The 23,718-nt window shown below is 64.3% G+C and carries 24 protein-coding genes; 17 read left to right on the top strand and 7 right to left on the bottom strand.

The window, feature by feature from the left end; translation table 11 throughout:
* Nucleotides 1-47: 47 nt before the first annotated feature.
* The 14 genes from ACLFLU_RS23880 (at nt 48) to lpxB (ending at nt 15,077) form a co-directional block, all read left to right on the top strand.
* Nucleotides 48-1,037 (top strand): 30S ribosomal protein S2, encoded by a 990-nt coding sequence (locus ACLFLU_RS23880; RefSeq protein WP_426407307.1) that lies wholly within the window; start codon nt 48-50, stop codon nt 1,035-1,037.
* 137 nt (nt 1,038-1,174) lie between these two features.
* Nucleotides 1,175-2,098: a translation elongation factor Ts gene (tsf, locus tag ACLFLU_RS23875; protein WP_426407306.1), complete on the top strand. Its 924-nt coding sequence runs from the start codon at nt 1,175-1,177 to the stop codon at nt 2,096-2,098.
* Between the two features lie 61 nt (nt 2,099-2,159).
* Nucleotides 2,160-2,876: a UMP kinase gene (pyrH, locus tag ACLFLU_RS23870; protein ID WP_426407305.1), complete on the top strand. Its 717-nt coding sequence runs from the start codon at nt 2,160-2,162 to the stop codon at nt 2,874-2,876.
* 66 nt (nt 2,877-2,942) lie between these two features.
* A complete protein-coding gene (frr, locus tag ACLFLU_RS23865) occupies nt 2,943-3,506 on the top strand; it encodes a ribosome recycling factor (RefSeq protein WP_426407304.1) in 564 nt (187 codons plus the stop codon).
* Nucleotides 3,507-3,635: 129 nt separating this feature from the next.
* Nucleotides 3,636-4,394 (top strand): isoprenyl transferase, encoded by a 759-nt coding sequence (locus ACLFLU_RS23860; RefSeq protein WP_426407303.1) that lies wholly within the window; start codon nt 3,636-3,638, stop codon nt 4,392-4,394.
* Nucleotides 4,391-5,233, top strand: a complete 843-nt coding sequence (locus tag ACLFLU_RS23855) for a phosphatidate cytidylyltransferase (RefSeq protein WP_426407302.1) — start codon at nt 4,391-4,393, stop codon at nt 5,231-5,233. The genes ACLFLU_RS23860 and ACLFLU_RS23855 overlap by 4 nt, the downstream gene beginning before the upstream one ends.
* A 4-nt stretch (nt 5,234-5,237) precedes the next feature.
* Nucleotides 5,238-6,461, top strand: a complete 1,224-nt coding sequence (dxr, locus tag ACLFLU_RS23850) for a 1-deoxy-D-xylulose-5-phosphate reductoisomerase (protein ID WP_426407301.1) — start codon at nt 5,238-5,240, stop codon at nt 6,459-6,461.
* A gap of 44 nt (nt 6,462-6,505) precedes the next feature.
* Nucleotides 6,506-7,657: an RIP metalloprotease RseP gene (gene rseP, locus ACLFLU_RS23845; protein WP_426407300.1), complete on the top strand. Its 1,152-nt coding sequence runs from the start codon at nt 6,506-6,508 to the stop codon at nt 7,655-7,657.
* 173 nt (nt 7,658-7,830) lie between these two features.
* Nucleotides 7,831-10,389, top strand: a complete 2,559-nt coding sequence (bamA, locus tag ACLFLU_RS23840; protein ID WP_426407299.1) for an outer membrane protein assembly factor BamA — start codon at nt 7,831-7,833, stop codon at nt 10,387-10,389.
* Between the two features lie 148 nt (nt 10,390-10,537).
* Nucleotides 10,538-11,605, top strand: coding sequence for a UDP-3-O-(3-hydroxymyristoyl)glucosamine N-acyltransferase (gene lpxD, locus ACLFLU_RS23835; protein ID WP_426407298.1), 1,068 nt, complete (start codon nt 10,538-10,540; stop codon nt 11,603-11,605).
* Nucleotides 11,602-12,063: a 3-hydroxyacyl-ACP dehydratase FabZ gene (gene fabZ / locus ACLFLU_RS23830; protein WP_128966488.1), complete on the top strand. Its 462-nt coding sequence runs from the start codon at nt 11,602-11,604 to the stop codon at nt 12,061-12,063. The genes lpxD and fabZ overlap by 4 nt, the downstream gene beginning before the upstream one ends.
* A 170-nt stretch (nt 12,064-12,233) precedes the next feature.
* On the top strand, nt 12,234-13,025 hold the full coding sequence (gene lpxA / locus ACLFLU_RS23825; RefSeq protein WP_426407297.1) for an acyl-ACP--UDP-N-acetylglucosamine O-acyltransferase: 792 nt from the start codon (nt 12,234-12,236) through the stop codon (nt 13,023-13,025).
* 19 nt (nt 13,026-13,044) lie between these two features.
* Entirely contained in the window at nt 13,045-13,902 is an 858-nt protein-coding gene (locus ACLFLU_RS23820) for an LpxI family protein (protein WP_426414055.1), read from the top strand.
* On the top strand, nt 13,899-15,077 hold the full coding sequence (gene lpxB / locus ACLFLU_RS23815) for a lipid-A-disaccharide synthase (RefSeq protein ID WP_426407296.1): 1,179 nt from the start codon (nt 13,899-13,901) through the stop codon (nt 15,075-15,077). Before ACLFLU_RS23820 ends, lpxB begins: the two co-directional genes overlap by 4 nt.
* On the opposite strand, the gene ACLFLU_RS23810 is transcribed toward lpxB, so the two are convergent.
* The 5 genes from ACLFLU_RS23810 to ACLFLU_RS23790 all read right to left on the bottom strand — a co-directional run bounded on the left by ACLFLU_RS23810 (nt 15,074) and on the right by ACLFLU_RS23790 (nt 17,940).
* Nucleotides 15,074-15,868, bottom strand: coding sequence for a GntR family transcriptional regulator (locus ACLFLU_RS23810; protein ID WP_426407295.1), 795 nt, complete (start codon nt 15,866-15,868; stop codon nt 15,074-15,076). The genes lpxB and ACLFLU_RS23810 overlap by 4 nt on opposite strands.
* 167 nt (nt 15,869-16,035) lie before the next feature.
* Complete coding sequence (locus ACLFLU_RS23805) at nt 16,036-16,380, bottom strand: 2Fe-2S iron-sulfur cluster-binding protein (protein WP_426407294.1); 345 nt, start codon at nt 16,378-16,380, stop codon at nt 16,036-16,038.
* A gap of 38 nt (nt 16,381-16,418) precedes the next feature.
* On the bottom strand, nt 16,419-16,715 hold the full coding sequence (locus ACLFLU_RS23800; protein WP_426407293.1) for a ferredoxin: 297 nt from the start codon (nt 16,713-16,715) through the stop codon (nt 16,419-16,421).
* 111 nt (nt 16,716-16,826) lie between these two features.
* Nucleotides 16,827-17,159 (bottom strand): 2Fe-2S iron-sulfur cluster-binding protein, encoded by a 333-nt coding sequence (locus ACLFLU_RS23795; RefSeq protein WP_234683957.1) that lies wholly within the window; start codon nt 17,157-17,159, stop codon nt 16,827-16,829.
* A gap of 10 nt (nt 17,160-17,169) precedes the next feature.
* Entirely contained in the window at nt 17,170-17,940 is a 771-nt protein-coding gene (locus tag ACLFLU_RS23790) for a TenA family transcriptional regulator (protein ID WP_426407292.1), read from the bottom strand.
* 285 nt (nt 17,941-18,225) lie between these two features.
* Here ACLFLU_RS23790 and ACLFLU_RS23785 point away from each other — a divergent pair, with 285 nt between their 5' ends.
* From ACLFLU_RS23785 to ACLFLU_RS23775, 3 genes are all read left to right on the top strand, one after another.
* Nucleotides 18,226-19,773 carry a hypothetical protein gene (locus ACLFLU_RS23785; protein ID WP_426407291.1) on the top strand — a complete coding sequence of 516 codons (1,548 nt, stop codon included), beginning with the start codon at nt 18,226-18,228 and terminating at the stop codon, nt 19,771-19,773.
* 15 nt (nt 19,774-19,788) lie between these two features.
* Nucleotides 19,789-21,282, top strand: coding sequence for an aldehyde dehydrogenase family protein (locus ACLFLU_RS23780; RefSeq protein ID WP_426407290.1), 1,494 nt, complete (start codon nt 19,789-19,791; stop codon nt 21,280-21,282).
* A 100-nt stretch (nt 21,283-21,382) separates the two neighbouring features.
* A complete protein-coding gene (locus ACLFLU_RS23775) occupies nt 21,383-21,814 on the top strand; it encodes a GlcG/HbpS family heme-binding protein (RefSeq protein WP_426407289.1) in 432 nt (143 codons plus the stop codon).
* A 16-nt stretch (nt 21,815-21,830) separates the two neighbouring features.
* Here ACLFLU_RS23775 and ACLFLU_RS23770 read toward each other — a convergent pair whose 3' ends face one another.
* Together ACLFLU_RS23770 and ACLFLU_RS23765 are read right to left on the bottom strand one after the other, a co-directional pair.
* Nucleotides 21,831-22,598 (bottom strand): SDR family NAD(P)-dependent oxidoreductase, encoded by a 768-nt coding sequence (locus ACLFLU_RS23770; protein WP_426407288.1) that lies wholly within the window; start codon nt 22,596-22,598, stop codon nt 21,831-21,833.
* Nucleotides 22,595-23,710, bottom strand: a complete 1,116-nt coding sequence (locus ACLFLU_RS23765) for an ABC transporter ATP-binding protein (RefSeq protein ID WP_426407287.1) — start codon at nt 23,708-23,710, stop codon at nt 22,595-22,597. The genes ACLFLU_RS23770 and ACLFLU_RS23765 overlap by 4 nt, the downstream gene beginning before the upstream one ends.
* Between the last annotated feature and the right edge of the window lie 8 nt (nt 23,711-23,718).

Genomic DNA, 23,718 nt, shown 5'->3' with positions numbered 1-23,718 from the left:
CGTTTTGCTCACACGCTTCCGGAGGAACCAACCGGAGAATTAGAACGATGGCACTACCCGATTTCACTATGCGTCAGCTGCTCGAAGCTGGTGTGCACTTTGGTCACCAGTCTCACCGCTGGAATCCGAAAATGGCTCCGTTCATTTTCGGCGCCCGCAACAACATCCACATCGTCGACCTCGCCCAGACCGTGCCGATGCTGCACACGGCCCTCCAGGCCGTCAGCGATACGGTTGCCAAGGGCGGCCGCATCCTGTTCGTCGGCACCAAGCGCCAGGCGCAGGACGGCGTCGCGGACGCGGCCAAGCGCTGCGCGCAGTATTTCGTCAATTCGCGCTGGCTCGGTGGCACGCTGACCAACTGGAAGACGATCTCGGCCTCGATCAAGCGCCTGCGTCACCTCGATGAGGTGCTGGCCGGCGGCGAAGCCAATTCCTACACCAAGAAGGAGCGCCTGACGCTTCAGCGCGAGCGCGACAAGCTCGATCGCTCGCTTGGCGGCATCAAGGACATGGGCGGTCTGCCCGACCTGATCTTCGTGATCGACACCAACAAGGAAGACATCGCGATCCAGGAGGCCCAGCGGCTCAACATTCCGGTCGCTGCGATCGTCGATACCAACTCCGATCCGAAGGGCATCACCTACGTGGTGCCTGGCAATGACGACGCCGGTCGCGCCATTTCGTTGTACTGCGATCTTATTGCGCGCGCCGCGATCGACGGCATCTCGCGCGCCCAGGGCGATTCGGGCATCGATATCGGCGCCTCGACCCGTCCGATCGCCGAAGAGCTGCCCACGACCGCCGGCTTCCAGGGCCTTGCCGGTCCGCGCGGCACCGCTGACGACCTCAAGAAGCTCCCGGGCGTGTCGGGCGCGATCGAGAAGAAGTTCAACGACCTCGGCATCTTCCACTTCTGGCAGCTCGCCGAGCTCGATCACGACACCGCGCACAAGATCGGCGAAGAAGTCGGTCTGCCGAGCCGGGCGGATGCCTGGGTGGCCAAGGCCAAGGCGCTGACCGCGGAAGCGGAATAGTCAAAAAGAGCGATCGGTTGGCCGGACAGGATCCGGCCACCATTTCATTCAGTTGACGCGAATTCCTGAGATGGACCGCGGCGGGGCAATTGGATGCCACGCCGCGGCAAACCGGCAGGCAAGAAGGATTTTCAACGATGGCAACGATCACTGCTGCGATGGTCAAGGATCTGCGCGAGTCCACCGGCGCAGGCATGATGGACTGCAAGGCCGCGCTGACCGAGAACGACGGCAACATGGAAGCGGCGCAGGACTGGCTGCGCAAGAAGGGCCTGTCGAAGGCCGCCAAGAAGTCGGGCCGCGTCGCGGCCGAGGGCCTCATCGGCGCGCTCACCAGGGGCACCAAGGGCGTCGTGGTCGAGGTCAACTCCGAGACCGACTTCGTCGCGCGTAACGGCCAGTTCCAGGGCCTGGTCAAGATGGTCGCTCAGGTCGCTTTCGATGCCGGCGCTGACGTCGAGAAGATCAAGGCCGCCAAGGTTGGTGACGTTACGGTGGAAGCCGCGATCAACGACGCGATCGCCACCATCGGCGAGAACATGACGCTGCGTCGGGCGGCTTCGCTCGAAGTGAGCCAGGGCGTGGTGTCGAGCTACGTCCACGGTGCGGTCGTCGACGGCGCCGGCAAGATGGGCGTGATCGTGGCGCTGGAATCGCCCGGCAAGGCCGACGAGCTCGCAGCGCTCGGCCGCCAGATCGCGATGCATGTCGCCGCCGCCAACCCGCTCGCGCTCGATCCGTCCGGTCTCGATCCGGCCGTCGTCAAGCGCGAGAAGGACGTGCTTGCCGACAAATATCGCCAGCAGGGCAAGCCGGAGAACGTGATCGAGAAGATCGTCGAGTCCGGTCTGAAGACCTACTACAAGGAAGTCTGCCTGCTCGAGCAGGCCTTCATCCACGACACCGGCAAGTCGGTGGCGCAGGCGGTGAAGGAAGCCGAAGGCAAGGTCGGCGGCACCGTGAAGGTCGCGGGCTTCGTGCGCTATGCTCTCGGTGAGGGAATCGAGAAGCAGGAATCGGACTTCGCGGCTGAGGTCGCGGCGGCCAGCGGCAAGAAGTAAGCGCCGGAACACCTCCTTCCGGCGGGCCGCCGGAAGCGGCGCCCGGACAAGGAAAGTGCTCATGACTGATCCGGTCTATCGTCGCGTCGTGATCAAGCTGTCCGGCGAATATCTCGCGGGACAGCAAGGCTTTGGCATCGATCAAGCGACAATGGACCGGGTTGCCGACGATCTGATCGCCGCCCGTCAGCTTGGTACCGAGGTTGCGGTCGTGATCGGCGGCGGCAATATCTTTCGCGGCGTCGAGGTGTCCTCCCGCGGTGTGTCGCGCCCGACCGGCGACACCATGGGCATGCTTGCCACCATGATGAACTGCCTCGCGCTCGAAGCGACGATCGAGCGCAAGGGCGCGCCGGCGAGGGCTCTCTCGGCGTTCGTCATGCCCGAGGTTTCCGAGCTGTTCACCCGCGCGGCGGCGCACAAATATCTCGCCGAGGGGCGGATCCTGTTGCTTGGCGGCGGAACCGGCAATCCGTTCTTCACCACGGACACGACCGCGGTGCTGCGCGCCGCCGAGATCGGCGCCCAGGCGGTGCTGAAGGCGACCAATGTCGACGGCGTCTACTCGGCCGATCCGAAGAAGGACCCGTCCGCCACGCGATTCGACCGGCTGACGCATTCGCAGGCCATCGAGGGCGGCTACAAGGTGATGGATGCGACCGCCTTCGCACTTGCCCGCGAGACATCGCTGCCTATCATCGTATTTTCGATCGCGGAACCCGGTTCGATCGGCGCGATTCTACGCGGCGCGGGCCACGGGACAATCGTCGCCGGCTGATGGCTCATCTGGCGCGCCCCGAGGGAGGGCGTGGTGAGGTCGCCGGGATATTGAAGGAGAAACGTGATGGCCACGGGTAATTTCGACCTCAACGAAGTGAAGCGCCGCATGCAGGGCGCGGTCCAGTCGCTCAAGCACGAGCTTGGCGGCCTGCGTACGGGCCGCGCGTCGGCCTCGATGCTCGATCCCGTGCAGGTCGAGGCTTATGGCAGTCACATGCCGCTCAATCAGCTCGCCACCGTCAGCGTGCCCGAGCCGCGCCTGATCTCGGTGCAGGTCTGGGACAAGTCGATGGTGAAGCCGGTTGAGAAGGCGATCGTCGATTCCAATCTCGGCCTGTCGCCTGCGACCGAAGGCCAGGTTCTGCGCCTGCGCATTCCCGAGCTCAACGAGGAGCGCCGCAAGGAACTGGTCAAGGTCGCGCACAAATACGCCGAAGCCGCCAAGGTGGCTGCGCGTCATGTCCGTCGCGACGGTCTCGATGTTCTGAAGAAGCTCGAGAAGAATCACGAGATGTCGGAGGACGATCAGAAGCGTCACGCCGACGAGGTGCAGAAGGTGACCGACGGCACCATCACCGAGATCGACCAGCTGCTGGCCGCCAAGGAAAAAGAAATCCTCACCGTCTAAAGCGCGATGAGCATCATCATCACGCTTTGGAGTATTGTTCGCGCATGATCTCCGCGCAAACGCGTTCCGCGTTTGTCGCGAGGGAACACCGCATCGCACTCGTCCGGATCATGCTTTAAGGCCGCCTCCATGTCCAACGCCGCCGCGCCCGCAACGGAAGGACCAGACCGGTCCGACGCGCCTGCGCATGTCGCCATCATCATGGATGGCAACGGGCGCTGGGCGGCCGCGCGCGGTCTGCCGCGGGCGGAGGGGCATCGCCGCGGCGTCGAGGCGCTGCGCCGCGTGGTGCGTGCCTCGCACGAACTCGGCATCCGCTATCTCACCATCTTCTCGTTCTCCTCGGAGAACTGGTCGCGGCCGGCGAGCGAGATCGGCGATCTCTTCGGTTTGCTCAAGCGCTTCATCCGCAACGATCTGGCGAGCCTGCATCGCGACGGCGTCAAGGTTCGTATCATCGGCGAGCGCGACGGGCTCGAGGGCGACATCTGCGCGCTGCTGAACGAGGCCGAGGAATTGACGCGCGACAACACGCGCCTCACGCTCGTCGTCGCCTTCAACTACGGCTCGCGGCAGGAAATCGCGAAAGCGGCGCAAAGGCTTGCGCGCGAAGTCGCAGACGGCAAGCGCGATCCTGCCTCGATCGATGCCGATACTCTCGGCGCCCATCTCGACGCGCCCGACATTCCCGATCCCGATCTCATCATCCGCACCAGCGGCGAGCAGCGCCTGTCCAATTTCCTGATGTGGCAGGCCGCCTATAGCGAGCTCGTGTTCGTGCCGGTCCACTGGCCCGATTTCGACAAGGCGGCGCTCGAAAGCGCTATCGCCGAATTCGCCCGGCGCGAGCGCCGTTTCGGCGGCCTGGTCGCGAAAACCGCCTCGTGAGCGAACCCGACGCCGCACCGGCCGGCTCCGCGCCGGCTCCAAGCAATCTCCTGATGCGAGTTCTCGCGGCGCTGGTCTTGGCGCCGCTGACCATTGCGGTCGCTTACGCCGGTGGCTGGCTGTGGGCGCTGCTCGTCACCCTGGTGTCGATCGGACTGTTCGCGGAATGGCTGATGGTGGTGGGGGCGGGGTCCGCTGCGCTGACCGGGGCAGGGACGATCGTCATCGCCATGATGGGCGCTTCCGTCGCCTTCGGCGCGCTCAAGACCGCCGTCATCGCCGGCTGTGTCGGCGGTGCGATCGTGACGCTGATCGCGCGGGGCAAGTTCGTCTGGGCCGCGACCGGCTTCGCCTATGCAGCGGCGGCGCTGCTTGCCTCGATCCTGGTGCGGAAGGATCTCGTGCACGGCTTCTCCGCACTGATGTTCGTGCTGCTCGTGGTGTGGGCGACCGATATCGGCGGTTATTTCGCCGGCCGCGCCATCGGCGGACCGAAACTGTGGCCGCGCGTCAGCCCGAAAAAGACCTGGGCCGGCGCGTTCGGTGGTTTTGCCGCGAGCCTTGCGGTCGCGACCGGGTTTGCCACATTCGGCATCGGCAAGGCGGTTCCGCTACTGCTCGTCAGCGCCATCCTCTCGGTGGTCTCGCAAGCGGGCGATCTGTTCGAATCCGCGGTGAAAAGACGCTTCGGCGTCAAGGATTCCAGTCACTTAATTCCCGGCCATGGCGGACTTCTGGACCGCCTGGACGGCTTTGTCGCCGCCATCCTGGTGGCATGGATTATCGGCTTTCTCCGCCATGGTGTGCATAGCGCCGGAAGCGGTCTTATGGTTTGGTGAGGATATGAGCGCTGTCCCTTTGCGTAACAACAAGCCTGCTGCGGCCGATATCCGCAGTGTCACGGTGCTCGGCGCCACCGGCTCGATCGGCGACAGCACGATGGATTTGCTGCGCGCTTCGCCCGAGCGCTATCGCGTCGAGGCCCTGACCGCGAACAGCAATGTCGAGGCGCTGGCGAAGCTTGCCAAGGAATTTTCCGCGCGTTTCGTCGCGATCGCAGACGCCTCCAAGCTCGCCGAGCTCAAGTCCGCACTTGCAGGCACGAGCACCGAATGCGGCGCCGGCGAAAGCGCAGTGATCGAGGCCGGCGCGCGGCCAGCCGATTGGGTCATGGCAGCGGTGAGCGGTGCCGCCGGGCTGAAGCCGGCCCTGGCTGCGGTCGATCGCGGCGCGCATGTTGCGCTCGCCAACAAGGAATGCCTGGTCTGCGCCGGCGATTTCTTCATGCAGCGCGCGGCGAAAGCGGGCGCCTGTATCTTGCCGGCCGACTCCGAGCACAACGCGCTGTTCCAGGCGCTGGCATCGGGCAATCGCGACGAGCTGGTTCGCGTCATCATCACCGCCTCGGGCGGCCCGTTCCGCACCTGGAAGCCGGCCGACATCGAGCAGGCGACCCTCGAGCAGGCCCTGAAGCATCCGAACTGGAGCATGGGCCAGAAGATCACGATCGATTCCGCCTCGATGATGAACAAGGGGCTCGAGGTGATCGAGGCGTCCTATCTGTTCGCCTTGAGCCCGGACGAGATCGACGTCCTGGTGCATCCCCAGTCGATCATTCACGGCATGGTCGAGTTCTCCGACCGCTCGGTGATGGCCCAGCTGGGTTCGCCGGACATGCGTACGCCGATCGCCCATTGCCTCGGCTGGCCCGACCGCATCAAGGGACCGGCAGCCAAGCTCGATCTGGCCAAGATCGGCCAGCTGACTTTCGAGGCTCCGGATTTCGAGCGATTCCCCGGGCTTCGCCTGGCCTTCGATGCGCTCCGGCACGGCAAGGGGGCGACCACCGTCTACAACGCCGCCAACGAGGTCGCGGTCGCGGCCTTCATCGCCGGCAAGATCCGATTCGGCGCCATTGCCCGGCTGGTCGAGGCGACGCTGGAGGACTGGATCCGGGGCGGGAACCAGGGCCCGATGACCTCGGCGGACGATGCAATCTCCGTTGACCATGTTTCGCGAAATAAAGCTGCCGCCCTATTGCCTCAAATTGCCTTAAAGGCATCCTAGGTAGTTCGGGGCCAGGGCCTTGCGGCGCTGGATGAGGGAATTCGATGATCGACTTTTTTACCCATAGTTTCAATGCGTTGAGCCATGGGCTCCTCGGCTACATCGTTCCCTTCCTGTTCGTCCTGACCATCGTCGTGTTCTTCCACGAGCTCGGCCATTTCCTGGTCGCGCGCTGGGCCGGCGTTCGTGTCTTGACCTTTTCGCTCGGTTTCGGACCTGAGCTGGTTGGTTTCAACGACCGTCACGGCACCCGCTGGAAGATCTCGGCGATCCCGCTCGGCGGCTACGTCAAGTTCTTCGGCGACGAGAGCGAGGCTTCGACCCCGTCAGCTGAAGCGCTCGCGGCCATGACGGCCGAAGAGCGCGCCGGCAGCTTCCACCACAAGAAGGTCGGCCCGCGCGCCGCCATCGTCGCGGCCGGTCCGATTGCCAATTTCATTCTCGGTGCCCTGATTTTCGCAGGCATGGCCCTGTATTACGGCAAGCCGAGCACCATCGCGCGCGTGGACGGCGTCGTCGCCGACGGCGTTGCGGCTGCCGCCGGCTTCAAGATCGGCGACGTCGTCGTGCAGATCGACGGCAAGCCGATCGAGAGCTTTGCCGATATGCAGCGGATCGTCGCGACGAGCGCCGGTTCAGCGCTGGCTTTCCAGGTGAAGCGGGATGGCGCGATCGTGTCGCTGACGGCGACGCCGGCGCTGCTCGAGCGCAAGGATCCGTTCGGCAACAGCCACCGCGTCGGCGTGCTCGGTGTCGAGCACAAGTCGCAGGCCGGTGAGGTCTCGACTACGCCGGTCGGCGTCGGCGAGGCGCTCAAGATCGGGGTCGAGCAGGTCTGGTTCATCATCTCCAGCACGTTCAAGTTCCTGGGCTCGCTGTTCACGGGGGCTGGTAATCCGAGCGAGGTCAGCGGCGTCATCGGCATTGCAAAAATGTCGGGGCAGGCGGCAAGCGCCGGATTGCAGTTCTTGATCAACCTCTGCGCCGTACTGTCGGTGTCGATCGGCTTGTTGAACTTGTTCCCGATCCCGCTACTCGATGGCGGTCACCTTATGTTCTACGCGGCGGAAGTGGCCCGCGGACGTCCGCTTTCCGAGCGGACCCAGGAGATTGGGTTCCGAATCGGGCTTGGCTTGGTCCTGATGCTGATGGTGTTCGCAACTTACAACGACATTCTACGATTGCCGGGTTCCTGATAGGGGCTTTTTTGTGGCGTTGCTGTTGGGCAACGTCTTGGAATGAAATTGAAATTGCGGCGCGTTCGGCCGTTTGCGGCGTCGGCGAAATTGGCTACAAGCGGCTTGAACTTGGGGAATCTCCCAGACCGGCTTTGGGGTTGGGTCTGGTACTGATAAGGGCGCGTTGCGCAATGAAGTTTGGACTGCGACTCCGGGGGGGCTTGCTCGCAACCCTGATCATGTTCGGCGCGCCGGTGTTTGCCCCGGTTGGGGCTGTTTTTGTGTCTTCGTCTGCGCTCGCGCAGACCGTGCAGTCGATTTCCGTCGAAGGAAATCGCCGCGTCGAGGTGGAGACGATCCGCTCCTATTTCAAGCCCGGCCCCGGTGGTCACCTTGATCAGGGCGCCATCGATGACGGCCTCAAGGCGCTGATCGAAACCGGCCTGTTCCAGGACGTGAAGATCAACCGCGGCGCAGGCGGCCAGCTCGTCGTCTCCGTGGTGGAAAACCCGGTGATCGGGCGCATCGCGTTCGAGGGCAACAAGAAGATCAAGGACGAGCAGCTCACCGCCGAAGTCCAGTCCAAGGCCCGCGGCACGTTCTCCCGCGCCATGGTGCAGTCGGACACGCTGCGAATCGCCGAAATCTATCGCCGCTCCGGCCGCTATGACGTGACCGTCGTCCCGGAGATCATCGAGCAGCCGAACAACCGGGTCGATCTCGTCTTCACGGTCAACGAAGGCGCCAAGACCTCGGTCAAGTCGATCGAGTTCATCGGTAACAACGCGTTCTCATCCTACCGCCTCAGGGACGTCATCAAGACGCACGAATCGAATCTGCTGAGCTTCCTCTCGAGCGGTGACGTCTACGATCCGGACCGCGTCGAGGCCGACCGCGACCTGATTCGCCGCTTCTACCTGAAGAACGGCTTCGCCGACGTTCAGGTCGTGGCCGCGCTCACCGAATATGATCCGGAGAAGAAGGGCTTCAACGTCACCTTCAAGATCGAGGAAGGCCAGCAGTACCGCGTCGGTACCGTCGATTTCCGCTCCAGCATCCCGAATTTCGATCCGAGCTCGCTGCGCAGCTTCTCACGCGTCAATGTCGGCTCGCTCTACAACGTCGAATCAGTCGAGAAGTCGGTTGAGGACATGCAGATCGAGGCCTCGCGCCGCGGCTACGCCTTTGCGGTGGTGCGTCCGGGCGGCGATCGCAATTTCGATGCGCATACCGTCGCGGTCGTGTTCAATGTCGACGAAGGTCCGCGCACCTATATCGAGCGCATCAATATCCGCGGAAACACCCGTACCCGTGACTACGTGATCCGTCGCGAGTTCGACCTCTCCGAGGGTGATGCCTACAACCGTGCGCTGGTCGATCGCGCCGAGCGCCGCCTGAAGAACCTCGACTACTTCAAGAGCGTGAAGATCACGACGGAGCCGGGCTCTTCCAGCGACCGCGTGGTCCTGATCGTGGATCTCGAAGAAAAGTCGACCGGCGACTTCTCGGTCTCTGGTGGTTACTCCACGACCGACGGTGCGTTGGCCGAAGTCTCGGTCTCCGAGCGTAACCTGCTCGGCCGCGGTCTGTTCGCCAAGGCGTCGGTCACCTACGGCCAGTACGCCCGCGGTTATTCGCTGTCGTTCGTCGAGCCGTATCTACTCGATTACCGCGTCGCGCTGGGCCTCGACCTCTATCAGCGCACCCAGCTGTCCAACAACTACATCTCCTACGGTACCAAGACGCTGGGCTTCAGCCCGCGCCTCGGCTTCTCCCTGCGTGAGGACCTGACGCTCCAGCTGCGCTACTCGATCTATCAGCAGGAAATCACGCTGCCGTCCTATCTGGCGAACTGTAACAACAATCAGTTCCTCGCGGACGGCGTGACGCCGAATCCAGCCTTCAACCCGAGCCCGGCCTTCTCCAATGCAACCGGTATCCCTCTGGCTGCGTCCACCAATGGCCTTGGCTGCTACAGTGACGGTGAAGCGTCGCTCCCGGTGCGCAAGGAACTTGCGAACGGCAAGACGCTGACCTCGGCGCTTGGCTACACGCTGACCTACAACACGCTGGACAACAATAAGAACCCGACCGATGGCCTGCTCATCGACTTCAGGCAGGACTTCGCCGGCGTCGGCGGCGACGTCTCCTACCTGAAGACCGTGGCCGATGCGAAGTACTACCAGTCGCTGGTGTCGGACCTCGTCGGTCTCGTCCATCTCCAGGGCGGTATCCTGAACAAGATCGGCAACAACGATCTGCGCATGCTGGATCATTTCCAGATGGGCCCGAATCTCGTCCGCGGCTTTGCGCCGAACGGCATCGGTCCGCGCGATTTGAATCCCTTCGGTACGCAGGACGCGATTGGCGGCACCAAATATTGGGGCGCTTCGCTGGAATTGCAGATGCCGTTCTGGTTCCTTCCGAAGGAAGTGGGTCTGAAGGGTGCTGTCTACGCCGACGCCGGTGGTCTCTTCGACTATCAGGGCCCGACGACGTGGTCGGTGACCAACGAAATGACCACGACCAAGAATTCGAACTGTACGCCATCGACCGTCAACCCGGCCACCGCTGGAACTTGTACCGGCCTGGTGTATGACAATGGCAATGTGGTCCGGTCGTCGGTCGGTGTCGGTCTGATCTGGGCCTCGCCGTTCGGTCCGCTGCGCTTCGACTACGCAGTGCCGCTCACCAAGGGCAAGAATGACCGCGTGCAGGAATTCCGGTTCGGCGGCGGCACCTCGTTCTAATTCGAACAGCTCGGCATGATCCGGCCGCCTGGGAATTCCTTGGGGAGTTCCCTGGGGCCGGTCGCCAAAAAGATCGTGCTCAATCCGTGAGATAAGGCATGATGCGGCCTGATCGCTTCATGCCGAAGCCGGACCGCAACGGGGTGGAATGGCGCAGCCGACCTTCTTCAAAAAACCGCCGGCCTCGACGCTGGCCGACATCGCTGCGCTGACCAAGGCGCAACTGGTCGACCCTGTCAGGGGCGATCATGTCATCACGGGTCTTGCTTCGCTGGACGAAGCCGGCCCGATGCATCTGGCGTTCTTCGACAACCTCAAATACGCCGATGAGCTCAAGGCGACCAAGGCTGGCGCCTGTCTGGTGAGCCCGCGCTTCGAGGCCCAGGTGCCCGCGCATGTGGCCGTGCTGCGGGTGGCGCAGCCGTTCCGCGCCTTTGTCGGGATCGCCCGGGAATGGCATGGCGATGCGCTGCGCCCGCAGTCCTGGTTTGGCAATGACGGCATTGCGCCATCGGCCATCATCGACCCGTCGGCGCGGCTGGAGGACGACGTCATCGTCGAGCCGCTGACTGTCATCGGCCCGGATGTCGAGATCGGCAGCGGCACCGTGATCGGCGCAGGTGTGGTCCTTGGTCCGGGCGTCAAGATCGGGCGGGACTGCAATGTCGGCGCCCGCACGGCTATCCAGTGCGCATTGATCGGCAACAACGTGCTGATCCACCCCGGCTGCTCGATCGGCCAGGACGGCTACGGCTTCATCTTCTTCGGCCCCGAGGGCCATCTGAAGGTGCCCCAGACCGGCCGTGTGCTGATCCAGAACAATGTGGAAGTCGGTGCCGGCACCACCATCGATCGCGGCTCCTTGCGGGACACTGTGATCGGGGAGGGCACCAAAATCGACAATCAGGTCCAGATCGGCCACAATGTGACGATCGGCCGGAACTGCCTGCTGGCGGCCCAGATCGGGCTCGCGGGCAGCCTGACGATCGGCGACAACGTGGCGCTGGGAGCAAAGGTTGGCATCAACAATCACCTCAAGATCGGTGATGGGGCCCAGGTCACCGCGATGAGCGGGGTCAAGGACGACATCCCGCCGAACGGTCGCTGGGGCGGTTTCTTTGCCAAGCCGACCAAACAATGGTTCAAGGAAATTATCGCGGTGGAGCGCCTGGTACGCGACAGCAAGGCCGATCCGAAGGACGAGGGACGGGAATGACGGCGGAATCACCTGTGAAATTCGAGCTGGTGGATATCAATGCGATCCTCCAGACGCTGCCGCACCGCTTTCCGATGCTCCTGATCGACCGGGTGATCAACATCCGGGCGGATTACAGCGGCATCGGCATCAAGAACGTCACCTTCAACGAGCCGGCCTTCCAGGGCCATTTCCCCGAACGTCCGGTCTATCCGGGCGTGATGATGATCGAGGCAATGGCGCAGACCGCCGGCGTGATCGGCATCAAGTCGGTCGAGGGCACCGAGAAGCCGCGCGCGGTCTATTTCCTCACCATCGACAAGTGCAAATTCCGCAAGCCCGTGCTGCCCGGCGATACCATCGAGTATCACATGCGCTCGCTCGGCCGACGCAAGACCATGTGGTGGTTTCACGGTGACGCCAAGGTCAATGGCACGGTCGTCGCCGAAGCCGATGTCGGGGCGATGCTGACCGACTGATTGAGGCGCGCCGCCCGTTCAAGTGTTGGACGAGGTCGTTGATGCAGCGGCGCGGCGTCCTCAGCCGGTCTCTGAAACACGCCGAGATCATACGTCACTGGACAGATCGGGCGCAGTCGCGCTAACCACCGGAAAGCCGAGCAAGTTCAACACATAGTCAGACCTTCTTGATGAGTAAGATCGATCCCACCGCACGGGTGGAAGACGGCGCCGTGATCGGCGAGGGCACCGAGATCGGGCCCTTCTGCATCATTGGTCGCAGCGCCCGGATCGGGGCCAATTGCAAGCTGATTGGACAGGTCACCGTCATCGGCCATACCTCGGTCGGGGACAATTGCGTGATCTCGCCGTTCGCGGTGCTCGGCGGCGCGCCGCAGGACCTCAGCTACAAGGGCGAGCCGACCACGCTCGACATCGGTTCCGGCAACACCATCCGCGAAGGCGCGACGATGAACGTCGGCACCGTCAAGGGCGGCGGGAAGACGCGCGTCGGCAACGACGGCTACTTCATGAACAACAGCCATGTCGGCCATGACTGCATGGTCGGCAACAACGCGATCTTCGCGACCTCGGCGACGCTCGGCGGCCATTGCGAGATCGGCGATGCCGTCTATATCGGCGGGCTGTCCGCGGTGCACCAGTTCACCCGCATCGGCTCCTATGTGATGGTCGGCGGCCTCTCGGGCGTGCGCGACGACATCATCCCGTACGGGCTCGCCAACGGCCAATATGCAGTGCTGGAGAGCCTCAATCTCATCGGCATGAAGCGGCGCAAGTTCACTAGGCAGCGCCTCGCAACCGTGCGTGCGTTCTACCAGAAACTCTTCCATGGCCCCGGCACCTTCGCCGAGCGGTTGGAGGCGGTGCGGCCCCTTGAGAGCGAAGATCCTGCGATCGCCGAAATCCTCGGCTTCATCGGCAAGGGCAAGCGTCCGCTCTGTCTTCCCACCATCGAGAAGTGACGCCGAGATGGCCGCGGACATGACATCGGCGGCTCCAGGGATTTCATCACCGGTCGGCGTGGTCGCGGGCGGTGGCGCGATGCCGTTCGCGGTTGCCGACTCGCTCGCCTTGCGCGGCATCACGCCGGTGCTGTTTCCGTTGCGAGGCGCCTGCGATCCGGTGCAGGTGGAGAAATTCCGCCACCGCTGGATCTCGGTCGGTCAGCTTGGCCGCGCCATGCGGCTGTTCCGCGAGGAAGGCTGCCGCGACCTGATCTTCATCGGCACCTTGGTGCGGCCTTCGCTCACGGAGATCCGCTTCGACGTCACGACGTTGCGGCTGCTCGGCAACGTCATCCGCGCCTTCCGCGGCGGCGACGATCATCTGCTGTCGGGCGTCGGGCGCATTCTCGAGCAAGGCGGCTTTCGCATGGTCGGCATCAAGGACGTCGCGCCCGACCTGCTGATGCCCGAGGGTTGCATCACCCGCGCCTGGCCGGCCGACAATGCCAAGGGCGACATCGAACGCGGGCGCGCGGTTCTGACCGCGCTCGGGCCGTTCGACATCGGGCAGGCCGCCGTGGTGATCGACGGCCATGTGGTGGCGGTCGAGGACATCGAGGGCACCGATGCGTTGCTGGCGCGCGTGGCGCGGTTGCGCGAGGAGGGCCGTATCCGTGCCGCGACTGGGCGTGGCGTGCTGGTGAAGGCGCCGAAGAGCGGCCAGGATCTCCGCTTCGACCTGCCGACGATCGGCGCGCGCACGATCGAGGGTGTCGCCAAGGCCGGCCTTGCCGGTGTCGCTGTCATCGCCGGCAACACCATCGCCGCCGAGCCGCAGGCGATGATCGGACTCGCCGACGCCAAATATCTCTTCGTCGTCGGTCTGCCCGCGTGATTCAGAACCGCGATCCCAAACGGAAGATCTTTCTGATCGCGACGGAGGAATCCGGCGACCGGCTCGGCTCGGCGCTGATGAAGGTGCTGCGCCAGCGCCTCGGCGACGGCGTGCAGTTCGAGGGCGTCGGCGGCCGCACCATGGCGCGCGAGGGGCTCGAGACGCTGTTTCCGATCGAGGAGCTGTCGATCGTCGGCTTTGCCGCGGTGATGCAGCAACTGCCGAAGATCCTGCGGCTGATCCGCGAGACCGCGGATGCCGTGACCGAGTCCGCGCCCGACGCGCTGGTCATCATCGACAGTCCTGACTTCACCCATCGCGTCGCTCGCCGGGTCCGCGCGAAGAATCCCGCGATCCCCGTCGTCGACTACGTCTCGCCCTCGGTCTGGGCCTGGCGGCCGGGCCGTGCGCGCGCGATGCTTGGTTATGTCGATCACGTGCTTGGCTTGCTGCCGTTCGAGCCGGAGGAGTACCGCAAGCTGAAAGGGCCGCCATGCAGCTATGTCGGCCATCCCCTGATCGAGCAATTACCGTCGCTGCGCCCGACCCCTGACGAGCAAAAGCGCCGCGACAGCGAGCCGCCGGTGCTGCTGGTGCTGCCGGGCAGCCGCCGCAGCGAGATCCGGCATCATCTCGGCCTGTTCGGCGCCGCGCTCGGGCGATTGCAGGCCGAGGGCCGCGCGTTCGAATTGATGCTGCCGACGATGCCGCATCTCGAAGCCACGGTCCGCGCGGGCGTCGTGACCTGGCCGGTCAAGCCGCAGATCGTGGTCGGCGAAACCGAGAGGCGCGCCGCATTCCGGATCGCGCGCGCGGCGCTGGCGAAATCCGGCACGGTGACGCTGGAGCTGGCGCTCTCAGGCATTCCGATGGTGACCGCCTATCGCGTCGGCGCGATGGAGGCCTTCATCCTGCGCCGCGCGATCCAGGTCTCTTCGGTGATCCTCGCCAATCTCGTGATCGGCAAGGACGTGATCCCCGAGTTTCTGCAGGAGGACTGCACGCCGGAGAAGCTCGCCGCCGCGCTGTCCGAGGTGTTGACGGAGACGCCGATGCGCAAGCAGCAGGTCGAGGCTTTTGCCCAGCTCGACACCATCATGTCCACCGGCAACAAATCACCGAGCGTGCTCGCCGCCGACATCGTGCTCGCGACGATGCGGAAGGGGCGACGCTAGGCGCCCTTCGCTACTTTCTTCGTGCGACCGCCGGCGGCGCGGCGGGGGCGCGGCTTTGCGGCCGCTGCGCCCGGTCGCGCGGGCATCGCTTCAAGCGACGGGCCTTCCTCGGGAATATGGAGGGTCGACAGAAAATCGGCGCCGGCCCGCATCACATGCTCTGCGGCAAGCGTGGCGGCGGCGCGTTCGTCGCCCGCGATGATGGCGCGCAGGATACCGGCATGCTCGTCCCAGGTCCGCGCCTGACGTTCCGGATCGGTCGGCGCGAACAACATCGCGGTTCTCTCGCGCAGCCGTTTGAGCAGATCGGAGAGGACGCGATTGCGACCGGCCGCCGCAAGCTCGTTGTGGAATTGCTGGTTGAGGCCGGACAACAGGTCGAAGCGCTTGGCGGCAACGGCAGCGGTGCCCTTGTTCAGGACTGCTGCGATCCGCCCCAGAATATCCTGATCGCGACGGCGCGCGGCCAGCCGTGCGTTCTGTCCCTCCAGTAGCGCGCGAACCTCGATCGTTTCGCGCGCCTCCTCGTCGGTCATGGCAAGGACCGATGCGCCGCGCCGTGCGGTCACCTCGACCAGGCCCTCACTCGTGAGCACGCGGATCGCTTCTCGCACCGGATTGCGGGAGACGCCGAACTCCTCGGCGAGGCGCCCTTCGACCAGTCGCTCGCCAGGCTTGAGCCGTCGGCTCAAGATGGCCTGGCGCAGCTCCTCGATGACCCTGTCGTGGAGGGAAAGGTAGTCGTCACCCAGACGTCGTTTCGAGTTTCCCAGCCTGCCAGTGCTAGCCATGAGATGACCTGCTCAACCGCCCCGGTTTGATTTTCGAACCGCGCGGCGAGATCCGATCCGTCACCGACCGAACGGAATTCCCAGCTGGGACGGCACGAACGTACTTAGACTGCCCACCGCGCAGCGGCAAGCCGTTGTCGCCGGGAGCGCCGGCATCGCCCACCTCGTCAATCGAGCGAATCGGACGCAGGGCTCGTCGATACCGGGCGGGTCCCCGCGGCGGCCGGTCTCGGCGTCCAGGACACGCTGACATCGCCGGTGAGAAACGTCTGGCACGCCATCCGGTAGCCGGCGGCGAATTGCTCGTCGGTGAGGTGCTTGCGTTCCTTCGGCTTGATCGCGTCGGTGTTCTCCAGTCCCTTCTCGATGAGGCATTTGCACGTTCCGCAAATTCCTCCGCCGCATTTGAAGGGGATGCCACCCTGTTCACGCAAGGAGATCCGCAACAGGTTGCTGTCGACGGGGGCCGTGACGGACTTCCCGTTATTGGTCACGAACGTGACTTCGATCATGCCGGTCTTGGCGACGGGCGGATTTGTGCTTTCGGACGTCACGACTTGCGCAGCTTTGTGTCCATGTGGCCGAAGGTGGTGAGGTGCTCGAGCTCGCGATAGGCCAGCTCGGGCGTCGCGAATTTTTCGAGGAATTTGGAGGGCACCTGGTTCACGACGGGCGGCGACCAGGCTTCGTCGATGACCTTGATCTTGGTTTCCTTGAGCAACTCCGCGATCACGAAAGTTGCCTTCTTGGTGCCGTAGAACAGATAGTCGTAGGAGACGAGGGGCCGCAGCCCGTCGATGATCTCGGTCCGGAACAGTCCGTCCTTGCTGGTCAGGATCACATACATGGCTCACGTCTCCCTGGTTTGGCGAGAATTGCCGCAAGGCCGGTGCGGGCCTGGGCACTCAAGGATTGGGCACTCAAGGACTGGGCACTCAAGGACTGGGCACTCAAGAAATCAGCCGACCTTGCCGGCTGCGACCACGTCGGCGAGCGGCGTTGCCTCCTGCGACAGCTCCACGTCGTGGGTGAGCCAGAGCTGACAGGCCAGCCGATAGCCGGCCTCGATTCTCGCGCCGAGCCGTTTCTTTTCCTTCCAATTCGGTTCGGGCAGGTGCTCGGCTCCCTTGATGATCAGGGCCGCGCACTTGCCGCATTTGCCCATGCCGCAGCCGTAGAGGAAGTTCGGATGGGGAAACTGCCGGATGCCCGCTCTCACGACGAGATTGGTGTTTTCCTTGATCTCGCCGTGAAAGGTCTGGCCGTTCCTGTGAAAGACGACGTTGGGCATGCCGCGTGGCTCAGGCTTGCAGCAAGGAACGCTCGTCGGCGGGGACCTTGTTCTCGGTCATATCGAGCTCGGCCAGCGGAATGTCGTTGGCGACATAGTCGTGGTACAGGGCGGTGGTGTAGAGCAGCCGCATCTGCGCGCCGATTTCGCAGATCTTCAGGCAGCGCTGCTGCAGCTCGACTGTGTTGGCGTGCTCGAGCACGATCTGGTAGCCGCGCTCGCCGTGAATCTCGTCCGAGACGATGTGAAGGTCGAAGAACTCGACTTCCTCGTCGGTGAACTTGTACTTCTCGCGCAAGGTCGGGGTCTGCTTGCGGTAGATCGACGGCACCTGAGATTCCAGGCCGACCACGAGACCCGCCACGGCCACGATCGGATCCTCGCGCATCGCGACTGCATAGCACCAGCTTTGCAGCCCGCGCGTCGTCGCGGTCATGTTGTCGGGATTCTTGACGCGTTCCGCGGTCGTGCCACAGGCCTCGGCGAAGCGGATCAGCAGGTCGGTATGGCGGTCGCCACCGATCTCCTCCTCGTACATGTTGGCAAGCAGGAAGTCTTTGGCTTCCTGATACTGCTCCGGCATGCGCGCGTAGATGTAGCCGAGGTAGTCCGCGAACGGGCCGACATAATGGTAGTGGTTCTCTGCCCAGCACGCGAGATGCGCGCGGCTCAGCTTGCCGCTCGCCCAGGCGATGCTGAAGGGAGCCTTGTTGGCGCTCTTGCCCTTGATTGCATTCTCGAGGGCCGTGCGGAATTCCACATGGTTCATCAGCTTTTGCATCGTCGCGCTCCTCTGTCGCCGAAAGGGTGGGGCCGGGTTCGTCGCGGCCGTTGGGCCTTAGCAATTATAGTATACAGTATACAATTTTTGTCGATCGTCAACGTATCGCGCTGTGGGAAAGTCAGCTTCAGGTGCGTCATCGTGTATTTTTGTAAGTTATATCAATTGGATATGTCGGCGACAATTTCGATCTTCAAACGTCCTCTGCAAGGTAGCCGCAGTTTGCTGTTGCGTTTTTAGAATACAGTATACAAAATGTGGGCTGCTTGGGGGGGAGCGCATCGCATGACAATGCCGCATGTTCCGATCGTCGCCGCGCACTGGGTCTACCTGTTGGGAGTGGCCCTCATCGTCCTGACAATGATCTGGCGCGCCAACGTGGTCGTGCCGTCGGTCCTTGCGACGTTCCTGGTCGCGCTGGCCTGGACGCACAGTCCGATTGCCGCACTCGGAAGCATCTTCAACGCAAGTTTCACCGCGGCAAAGGAGCTGTTCAACATCTTCCTGGTGATCGCGCTGATGACCGCGCTGCTCAACGCGCTGAAGGTGCTGCGCTCCGACATCCGCATGGTGGAGCCGTTCCGCGCCGTGATGAAAGACGGGCACACGGCCTATTTCGTTCTGGCCGGCATCACCTACGTCATCTCGCTCTTCTTCTGGCCGACACCCGCAGTGCCGCTGGTCTCGGCGGTGCTGCTGCCGGCGGCGATCGCGGCGGGACTGCCGCCGCTCGGTGGTGCGCTGGCGATCGCGATCGCAGGCCAGGGCATGGCACTGTCGTCGGACTACGTCATCGGCGTCGCTCCGGGCATCAGCGCCAAGGCCGCAGGTGTTGCGGTCAGCGCCGCCACAGTCGCGGACAGAGCACTGGTGCTGTCGCTGATCACGGGCAGCATCGCGCTCGTGCTGGGCTACTTCGCCATCCGCAAGCTCATCACCAAGCCTGATGACAGACTGCTCGAGCGCTGGCAGGCGCAGTCGAGCAACGGCGAACTCGCGCGCATCGCGGAGGAGGGCACCTTCGACAAGGCCGAGATCGCCCGTGGCACTGCCGGCGATCAGAGGCCGCTCGCGAGCCAGGCGCAGATCGACAGGGCGCTTGCGGCGATTCCCGGCCCTCGCGAAAAATGGTCGAAGATCTTCGCGGTGGTGACGCCGCTCGCCTTCCTCGCCGTCATTGTCGTGATGGTGCTCTCGAAGCTCGGCATCGGCCATGACCTCAAGGGCGGCGACGCCGCGGCGCTGGTCGGCGGCGTCGCCGCCGTGCTGATGATCTGCGCCTCGTTCGTCACCGACGAGTTGCGCAAATTCCTCGATGCCAGCGCCGACCATGTCACCGAGGGCTTTGTCTTCGCGTTCAAGGCCATGGGCTCGGTGCTGCCGATCGCCGGTTTCTTTTTCCTCGGCGCCGAGCAGGGATTGTCCGCCCCGATTCTCGGCGTCCCCGCGGCTCAGGCGCCCAATCTCCTGTTCGAACTGGTCCAGGCTGCGCAGCAGTGGATTCCGGGTAACCAGGTCTTCGTCTCGTTCGGCGTTCTAATCGCAGGCATGATTACGGGGATCGACGGGTCGGGTTTTGCCGGCCTGCCGCTCACCGGGTCGCTGTCGGGCGCGCTGGCGCCGACCGTCGGGCTGGATCCCGCGACGCTCGCAGCGATCGGCCAGATGGGCGCTGTGTGGACAGGGGGCGGCACCCTGGTGGCGTGGTCGTCCCTGATCGCGGTGGCCGGGTTCGCGCGCGTGCCGGTATTCCAGATCGTGCAGACAGTGATGGTGCCGGTGCTGGCGGGGCTGGTGACGTCGACCATCTGCGCGGTCCTGATCTGGCATTGAAGAGGGTCCATTCTGATGAGTGACGCTGCGACAACGGGTGCCCGCGGTTCCAATGCAAAACTGCAGGTCGAGGAATTCCCGAATCTCGTCAATGGTGAGCTGTTGCGGGGCGTTGCGAAGCCATTCGACAACACCAATCCCGCCGACACGTCCGACATTGTCGGTCGCTTCCAGGCCTCGACGGCGGCCGAGGCGAAGCTCGCGGTCAACGCGGCGGAGGCCGCGTTCGAGCGCTGGAAGAAAACGCCAATCTCGACTCGCGCAGCCATTCTCAATCGGGCGGCGGATCGTCTCGACGCGCATGCGGACCAGATCGCGCGAGAGATGACCCGCGAAATGGGCAAGGCGCTCAATCTCGCCATGGATGAGATCCTGCGCTCGGCACAAACGTTGCGATTCTATGCTGTCGAAGGCCAGTCGCTGGTGGGTGAAGTCTTCCCCAACGACGATCCCGACATGACGGTTTACACGCTGCGCGAGCCGCTCGGCGTCGTGTCGGTCATCACGCCCTGGAATTTTCCTATCTCGATCCCGGCACGCAAGATCGTGCCCGCTCTCATTACCGGCAACACGGTGGTCTTCAAGCCGTCGTCGGATGCGCCGCTGAGCGGCTACCGTCTCGCCGAGGCGCTCGTGGCGGCCGGCCTGCCCAAGGGCGTGCTGAACTTCATCACCGGCAGCGCCGGCGAGGTCGGTCCCGCCATCACCGAAGCGCCCGAGATCCGCGCCATTTCGTTTACCGGATCGACAGCCGCCGGCGCACAGATTTGCCGCGCGGTCAGCTTCACGACGCGCACGCAGATGGAGCTCGGAGGCAAGAATCCGCTGATCGTGATGGACGATGCCGACCTCGACAAGGCGGTCGACCTGACTGTGAAGGGCGGCCTGTCGCTTGCCGGCCAGGCTTGCACCGGCACCAGCCGTGTCCTGGTCATGAAGCAGGTGCGCGCCGAGTTCACGGAGCGGCTGGTTGCCCGGGTCAGGGCCTTGAAGATCGGCAACGGCCTCATCGCCGGAATGGACCTCGGGCCGCTCGCCACCGCCAGGCAACTCGAGACGGTGCTGCGCTATATCGCGATCGGAAAGCAGGAGGCGACGCACCTCTACGGCGGCGAACGGCTCTCCGGCGCCGGCTATGACGGCGGCTACTACGTTGCACCGGCGATCTTCACCGACGTCACGCAGCAGATGACCATCGCCCGCGAGGAGATCTTCGGCCCCGTCATCGCGATCATCGAGGTCGAGTCCTACGCGGACGCCATCGCCAAGGCCAACGACACCGAATACGGATTGTCGGCCGCGATCGTGACGCGCAACCCGCGCATCATGCATGATTTCGCCAATGACATTCAGTCGGGAACCGTCAAGATCAATCGCACCACGACCGGCAACCTGATCAATGCGCCGTTCGGAGGTGTGAAGCGGTCGAGTACATCGACGTTCCGGGAGTCCGGCCGGGCCGGACTCGAATTCTACACCCAGATCAAGACCGTGTATCGCGGATGCTGAAGGATAATTCCTGGCGATGCCGCGCGCGCGGCGTCGCGGCCGACGGAAGAGGTAAGAGATGAGGAAATCGATCAAGCTCGAACTATCGGAAGCCAGGCAGATGGCGGCCGCAGCGCTGAAAAAGGCCGCCGAGATAGGCGTGCCCGAGACGGTCTGTATCGTGGACGACGGCGGCTACCCGCTCGTCCTCGAACGGATGGATGGCGCACGCGTCACCGGCCCGCAGATCGCCTGGAACAAGGCCTTCACGGCCGCCGGCCACAAGCGCTCGACGCATCTGTTCAACCAGATGCCGAACGGACCGGCGCTTCCCGGCAACGAGGCGTTCGGAATCCAGTGGAGTTTTGAGGGGAGGTTCGCCGTATTCGTCGGCGGCTTCCCGATCGTGGTCGACGACGAAGTGGTCGGCGGCGTGGGACTGAGCGGCGGCAACGGCGAGCAGGATACGCTATGCGGCGTGGCCGCGCTGCAAGCCTTGCAGGAGCTGCTGACTGACCATCGGGTGCTCGTCGCCGCCGACATCAAAAAATGAGCGTCGATGCGATGAGCTAGCCGAGGCCCCCGTCGACCTGAAAGCATTGGCGCGTGATCCGTTGGCTTTCGTCTGAGGCGAGAAACAGCGCCATATTCGCGATGTCGTCGGGTGTCACCGCATCGGGAATGGCCTGGCGTGTGCGCAGCTCGGCGATGGTCTGCTCGTTCGGATACCACAGCCGGCGCTGCCGCTCGGTGATCACCATCCCCGGCGCAATCGCGTTGACGCGGATGCGGTCGGGGCCGACCAGCCGGGCCAGCGAGTTGGTGAAGCCGACGATCGCCGCCTTTGCCGCGGCGTAGGCCGGCAGTGCCGGTGCGCCGCGCATCCACGCGATGGACGACATGTTGATGATCGAGCCGCCGCCGCGGGCCTGCATCTGCGGCACCACGGCTTGCGCGGCAAAGAAGACGTGCTTGAGATTGACGCCGATCATCCAGTCGAACTCGGCCGGCGTCACCTCTGCCAGCACCTGGCGCTGGTCATTGGCGGCGTTGTTGACGAGGACCGCGGCATCGCCCAGCGATCCCCGCACCTTCGCCAGCGCCGCGCGCAGGGCGTCGATGTCGAGGAGGTCACAGGGCGCGAATAGCGGCGCGGTGCTGGACGTTTTCGCCACCTCGTGCGCCAGCGCTTCGCCCGCCTGCGTATCAATGTCGAGGAAGGCGACGCGAGCGCCCTGGGCGGCGAAAGCGCGCACGAAGGCGGCGCCGATGCCGCTGGCGCCCCCGGTGATCAGCACCACGCGGTCCGCGAGGCTGGCATAGCTCGTCTTGGTCATGCGATCAGTCGCTCCGTCTCAGGGTCGAACAGGCAAATGCGGCGGGTATCGAGGGCGAAGGAGGCGGTCCCGCCCGGCGTCGGGCGGATGTCCGGCGAGATGCGCGCCTGCGCGGGCTCGCCGCCCAGCCGCAGCAGGACAATGGTTTCAGCGCCGGTGGGCTCGACCAGCTCGACAGGCGCGGTGACGATGACCGGCGCGCCCGTGGCGCCGGAAAACACGCGATCGCCCTCTGCGATGCATTCCGGCCGGATTCCAATCACCACCTCGCGGCCGACATAGGACGCAGCTGCGTCATACCCCTGCAGGCGGAGACGAACCTCGTCCGGCCGGCCTGCACCGATCACCGCCACAGGCCCGCCGGCGTCGGCCTCGAGCCGTGCAGCCATCGTGTTCATCGGCGGCGAGCCCATGAAGCGGGCGACGAACAGATTGGCAGGATAGCGATACACCGTGTCGGGGTCGGCGAATTGCTGCACCACACCCCGATGCATCACGGCGATGCGGGTTGCCATCGTCATCGCCTCGATCTGGTCGTGGGTGACATAGATGATGGTGGCGCCGATGCGCTGGTGCAGCCGCTTGATCTCCATGCGCATCTCGACCCGCAGCTTGGCGTCGAGATTGGAGAGCGGCTCGTCGAACAGGAAGAGCAGGGGATCGCGCACCAGCGCGCGCCCCATCGCCACGCGCTGGCGCTGGCCGCCGGACAGCTGCGACGGCTTGCGGCCGAGCAGCGGCTCGATCTGGAGCAGCTTGGCCACGTTCGCCAGCGCCTTCTCCTGCTCCGCCTTGGTGACATGTCGGCATTCCATGCCGAAGGTGATGTTCTGGCGCACCGTCATCGACGGATAGAGCGCGTAGGACTGGAACACCATGGCGATGTCGCGGTCCTTGGGCGGGACGTCGTTGACGACGCGTCCGCCGATCTCGATGGTGCCGTCGCTTGCCCGGTCGAGCCCGGCGACGATGTTGAGCAGCGTGGACTTGCCGCAGCCGGACGGCCCGACCAGCACGGTGAATTCGCCGCTCTCGATGTCGAGGTCGATGCCCTTCAGCACCTCCAGATTGGCGTAGCGCTTCGACAGGGCGCGAATGCTCAGAGCTGCCATGACACATC

This window comes from Bradyrhizobium ganzhouense (genome assembly GCF_049949285.1).
Lineage (GTDB): Bacteria > Pseudomonadota > Alphaproteobacteria > Rhizobiales > Xanthobacteraceae > Bradyrhizobium > Bradyrhizobium ganzhouense.
This window is presented reverse-complemented; position numbering and strand designations above follow the sequence as displayed.

What these genes read in the sequence shown, in the direction of transcription:
- ACLFLU_RS23795 (WP_234683957.1), bottom strand. Translation starts at nt 17,159, where the DNA reads ATGCCCAACGTCGTCTTTCACAGGAACGGCCAGACCTTTCACGGCGAG.
- ACLFLU_RS23820 (WP_426414055.1), top strand. Translation starts at nt 13,045, where the DNA reads ATGACATCGGCGGCTCCAGGGATTTCATCACCGGTCGGCGTGGTCGCG.
- ACLFLU_RS23790 (WP_426407292.1), bottom strand. Translation starts at nt 17,940, where the DNA reads ATGCAAAAGCTGATGAACCATGTGGAATTCCGCACGGCCCTCGAGAAT.
- lpxD (WP_426407298.1), top strand. Translation starts at nt 10,538, where the DNA reads ATGGCGCAGCCGACCTTCTTCAAAAAACCGCCGGCCTCGACGCTGGCC.
- fabZ (WP_128966488.1), top strand. Translation starts at nt 11,602, where the DNA reads ATGACGGCGGAATCACCTGTGAAATTCGAGCTGGTGGATATCAATGCG.
- ACLFLU_RS23770 (WP_426407288.1), bottom strand. Translation starts at nt 22,598, where the DNA reads ATGACCAAGACGAGCTATGCCAGCCTCGCGGACCGCGTGGTGCTGATC.
- tsf (WP_426407306.1), top strand. Translation starts at nt 1,175, where the DNA reads ATGGCAACGATCACTGCTGCGATGGTCAAGGATCTGCGCGAGTCCACC.
- ACLFLU_RS23765 (WP_426407287.1), bottom strand. Translation starts at nt 23,710, where the DNA reads ATGGCAGCTCTGAGCATTCGCGCCCTGTCGAAGCGCTACGCCAATCTG.
- ACLFLU_RS23780 (WP_426407290.1), top strand. Translation starts at nt 19,789, where the DNA reads ATGAGTGACGCTGCGACAACGGGTGCCCGCGGTTCCAATGCAAAACTG.
- ACLFLU_RS23785 (WP_426407291.1), top strand. Translation starts at nt 18,226, where the DNA reads ATGACAATGCCGCATGTTCCGATCGTCGCCGCGCACTGGGTCTACCTG.
- ACLFLU_RS23810 (WP_426407295.1), bottom strand. Translation starts at nt 15,868, where the DNA reads ATGGCTAGCACTGGCAGGCTGGGAAACTCGAAACGACGTCTGGGTGAC.
- frr (WP_426407304.1), top strand. Translation starts at nt 2,943, where the DNA reads ATGGCCACGGGTAATTTCGACCTCAACGAAGTGAAGCGCCGCATGCAG.
- ACLFLU_RS23775 (WP_426407289.1), top strand. Translation starts at nt 21,383, where the DNA reads ATGGCGGCCGCAGCGCTGAAAAAGGCCGCCGAGATAGGCGTGCCCGAG.
- rseP (WP_426407300.1), top strand. Translation starts at nt 6,506, where the DNA reads ATGATCGACTTTTTTACCCATAGTTTCAATGCGTTGAGCCATGGGCTC.
- lpxA (WP_426407297.1), top strand. Translation starts at nt 12,234, where the DNA reads ATGAGTAAGATCGATCCCACCGCACGGGTGGAAGACGGCGCCGTGATC.
- ACLFLU_RS23805 (WP_426407294.1), bottom strand. Translation starts at nt 16,380, where the DNA reads ATGATCGAAGTCACGTTCGTGACCAATAACGGGAAGTCCGTCACGGCC.
- dxr (WP_426407301.1), top strand. Translation starts at nt 5,238, where the DNA reads ATGAGCGCTGTCCCTTTGCGTAACAACAAGCCTGCTGCGGCCGATATC.
- pyrH (WP_426407305.1), top strand. Translation starts at nt 2,160, where the DNA reads ATGACTGATCCGGTCTATCGTCGCGTCGTGATCAAGCTGTCCGGCGAA.
- ACLFLU_RS23800 (WP_426407293.1), bottom strand. Translation starts at nt 16,715, where the DNA reads ATGTATGTGATCCTGACCAGCAAGGACGGACTGTTCCGGACCGAGATC.
- bamA (WP_426407299.1), top strand. Translation starts at nt 7,831, where the DNA reads ATGAAGTTTGGACTGCGACTCCGGGGGGGCTTGCTCGCAACCCTGATC.
- ACLFLU_RS23860 (WP_426407303.1), top strand. Translation starts at nt 3,636, where the DNA reads ATGTCCAACGCCGCCGCGCCCGCAACGGAAGGACCAGACCGGTCCGAC.
- ACLFLU_RS23880 (WP_426407307.1), top strand. Translation starts at nt 48, where the DNA reads ATGGCACTACCCGATTTCACTATGCGTCAGCTGCTCGAAGCTGGTGTG.